Origin of the sequence: Zoogloea sp. (genome assembly GCF_044344315.1) — a bacterium.
In the GTDB taxonomy this organism is placed as follows: Bacteria; Pseudomonadota; Gammaproteobacteria; order Burkholderiales; family Rhodocyclaceae; genus Zoogloea.
This window is the reverse complement of record NZ_JBIJDC010000193.1, coordinates 1-3,325: the sequence shown is the minus strand read 5'-3', so window position 1 is coordinate 3,325 and position 3,325 is coordinate 1. Positions and strand designations below refer to the sequence as shown.

At 68.7% G+C, this 3,325-nt stretch carries 3 protein-coding genes; 2 read left to right on the top strand and 1 reads right to left on the bottom strand.

All coding sequences use genetic code 11. The features are described from left to right. Both ACIQ09_RS22045 and ACIQ09_RS22040 read left to right on the top strand, forming a co-directional pair. On the top strand, window positions 1–930 hold a 930-nt coding region (locus ACIQ09_RS22045), incomplete at its 5' end, for a helicase HerA-like domain-containing protein (RefSeq protein ID WP_398314548.1). Window positions 931–934: 4 nt separating this feature from the next. Then, window positions 935–2,293 (top strand): ABC1 kinase family protein, encoded by a 1,359-nt coding sequence (locus ACIQ09_RS22040; protein WP_398314546.1) that lies wholly within the window; start codon window positions 935–937, stop codon window positions 2,291–2,293. Here the strand turns inward: ACIQ09_RS22040 and folD are convergent. After that, a complete protein-coding gene (gene folD, locus ACIQ09_RS22035) occupies window positions 2,280–3,185 on the bottom strand; it encodes a bifunctional methylenetetrahydrofolate dehydrogenase/methenyltetrahydrofolate cyclohydrolase FolD (protein ID WP_398314544.1) in 906 nt (301 codons plus the stop codon). The two genes, ACIQ09_RS22040 and folD, sit on opposite strands and share 14 nt — an antisense overlap. Between the last annotated feature and the right edge of the window lie 140 nt (window positions 3,186–3,325).

The window sequence follows — 3,325 nt, the reverse complement described above, 5'->3', positions numbered from 1 at the left end:
GAGCCCATGCTCGACATCGCCGACCTGATGCAGACCGACGCCGACGGCCGCGGGGTGATCAACATCCTGGCCGCCGACAAGCTCTACAACGCCCCCAAGCTGTACTCAACCTTCCTGCTGTGGATGCTCGCCGAGCTCTTCGAGCAACTGCCGGAGGTGGGCGACGTGGACAAGCCCAAGCTGGTGTTCTTCTTCGACGAGGCCCACCTGCTCTTCAACGAGGCCCCCAAGGCCCTGCTCGAGAAGATCGAACAGGTGGTGCGCCTGATCCGCTCCAAGGGCGTCGGCGTGTACTTCGTCACCCAGAACCCGCTGGATGTGCCCGAAACCGTCCTCGGCCAGCTCGGCAACCGTGTTCAGCACGCCCTGCGCGCCTTCACCCCGCGGGACCAGAAGGCCGTCAAGACCGCCGCCGAGACCATGCGCGCCAACCCCGAGTTCGACGCCGCCACGGTCATCACCGAGCTCGGCGTGGGCGAGGCCCTGATCTCCTTCCTCGATGAAAAGGGCCGCCCCCACATCGTCGAGCGCACCTCCATCATCGCCCCGGCCTCGCGCCTCGGGCCCCTGACCCCCAGCGAACGCAAGGCTGCCATTGAAAACTCGGTGATCTTCGGGCACTACGAGGCAGTGGTGGACCGGGAATCGGCCTTCGAGAAGCTCCAGGGCGGTGGCAGCGCGGCCCCGGCAGCCGGCAGCCCGGCCCCCCGCGGCGGTCAGGCTGCCCCGGCAGAAGAGAGCGGCGGCGGCCTGTTCGGCGGCCTCAGCGACATCCTCTTCGGCACCACCGGCCCCCGCGGCGGGCGTCACCCCGGCCTGGCCGAAACCGCGGCCAAGAGCGTGGCCCGCACCGTCGGCTCCACCATCGGTCGCGAGATCGTGCGCGGCGTGCTCGGCTCCATCCTCGGCGGCGGCAGCCGGCGTCGCTGAGGCCGTGTCCGACAGGCGCACGCCCAAGCCCCCTGCCCCCTTCGCCGTTCCCGGCAGCCGCCTGTCGCGCCTCGCGCGTCTGGGCGGCCTCGCTTCGGGGGTGGCGGGCGGCATGCTCGCCGAGGGCCTGCGCCAGCTCGCCCAGGGCCGCCGGCCCAGTGTCAGTGAGCTGCTGCTGACGCCGGCCAACGCCCGCCGGGTCACCGACCAGCTCGCCCAGCTGCGCGGTGCAGCCATGAAGGTGGGGCAGCTGCTGTCCATGGACGCCGGCGACCTGCTGCCCCCCGAACTCGCAGACATCCTCGCCCGCCTGCGCGCCGATGCCCGCCCCATGCCCATGAGCCAGCTGGTCACGGTGCTGGAGGCCAACTGGGGGCCAGGTTGGGAGAAACAGTTCAGGCGCTTTTCCTTCACGCCCATGGCCGCCGCCTCCATCGGCCAGGTGCATGCCGCCGAAACCCTGGACGGGCGGCCCCTGGCCATCAAGGTGCAATACCCGGGCGTGCGCCAGAGCATTTCCAGCGATGTGGACAACGTCGCCACCCTGCTGCGCCTGTCGGGGCTGCTACCGTCCACCCTGGATGTGGCGCCCCTGCTCGGCGAGGCCAAACGCCAGCTCCACGAAGAAGCCGACTACCTGCGGGAGGGGGAACAGCTCCAGCGCTTCGGCGCCCTGCTGGCCGACAGCCCCGACTACACCCTCCCCGGGGTGCACCCGGGGCTCACCACCCCTGACATCCTGGTCATGGACTTCGTGGACGGCGTCCCCGTGGAGTCGCTGGACACCGCGCCCCAGGCGGAGCGCGACCGGGTGATGGGCCTGCTGTTCTCCCTGCTGTTCCGGGAGATCCTGGAATTTCACCTGGTCCAGACCGACCCCAATTTCGCCAACTACCGCTACGACACCGTCTCCCGGCGCCTGGTGTTGCTGGATTTCGGCGCCACCCGGGCCTACTCCCCCGCCATGGTGGATGCCTACCGGCGCCTGCTGAGTGGCGGCGCCCTGGGCGACACGGCCGGCATGAACGCCGCCGCCAGCGAGATCGGCTACTTCCAGGCCGACATTCGGGAACACCATCGCCGCCTGGTGCTGGACATCTTCACCCAGGCCTGCGAACCCCTGCGCCACAGCGGCCCCTACGACTTCGGCGCCTCAGACCTGGCCCTGCGCATCCGCGACGTGGGCTTCAAGCTGGGCATGGACCGGGAGTTCTGGCACACCCCGCCGGCCGATGCCCTGTTTTTGCACCGCAAGATCGGCGGCCTCTACCTGCTGGCGGCGCGGCTCAAGGCCAGGGTAGATATCCGTGCCCTGTTCCTGCGCCACGCCGTCGAGGCCACCGCCGTCCTCAAGCACCCTTGAGGACGGGGGCTTCCCAGTCCTGGTAGTCGTCGGTCTGGCGCATGCGCAGGGCGCGCTCGGCCGAGCGCAGGGTGTTCTCGATCAGCATGGTCACCGTCATCGGGCCGACACCGCCGGGCACCGGGGTGATCCAGCTGGCCTTCTCCTTCACGCCCTCAAAATCCACGTCGCCAACGATCTTGCCGTCAGGCAAACGGTTGATGCCCACGTCGATGACGATGGCCCCCTGCTTGACCATCTGCGGCACGATCAGCCCGGGCTTGCCGGCTGCCACGATCAGGATGTCGGCAAGGATGGTGTGCTGGGCCAGGTCGCGGGTCTTGGCGTGGCAGATCGTCACGGTGGCTTCGCGCTGCAGCAGCATCAGGGCCATGGGCTTGCCGACGATGTTGCTGGCGCCCACCACCACCACGTTCTTGCCGGCCACGTCAGTGCCGGTGGTGTCGAGCAGCAGCTGCACGCCGTAGGGGGTACAGGGCGGGAAGATGGTGTTGCCCACCACCAGCCCGCCCACGTTGTAGAGGTGAAAGCCGTCCACGTCCTTGTGCACGCTGATGGCCTCCAGCACCTTGCGGCCGTCGATGTGGGGCGGCAGGGGCAGCTGGATGAGGATGCCATGCACGGCCGGGTCGGCGTTGAGGCGGGCGATGGTGGCGAGGACTTCCGACTCCACCGTGTCGCCCGGCAAGGCGATGTGGAAGGAACGCACCCCGCATTCCTCGCAGGCCTTCACCTTGTTGCCCACATAGACCCGGCTGGCCGGGTTGTCGCCCACCAGGATCACCGCCAGACCCGGGGTGACGCCCTGGGCCACGAGGGTGCCGACGCGAGTCTTGAAGCCTTCGCGGAGTTGTTTCGAGAGGGCCTTGCCGTCAATGATGCGGGCAGTCATGGGTTCAGTCTCTTGCTTGAAATGTTTGGGAGTCGGCGGATGCTTCCGTGGGGTCGAGTTCATTCGACCTCCGCACGTGGATGACAGGCCGGCCGTTGATCACAGTCCGCGGGCGACTGAAGTCGCCCCTACGGGGGAAG

Coding starts and splice junctions, on each gene's coding strand:
- folD (WP_398314544.1), bottom strand. CDS start 3,185: ATGACTGCCCGCATCATTGACGGCAAGGCCCTCTCGAAACAACTCCGC.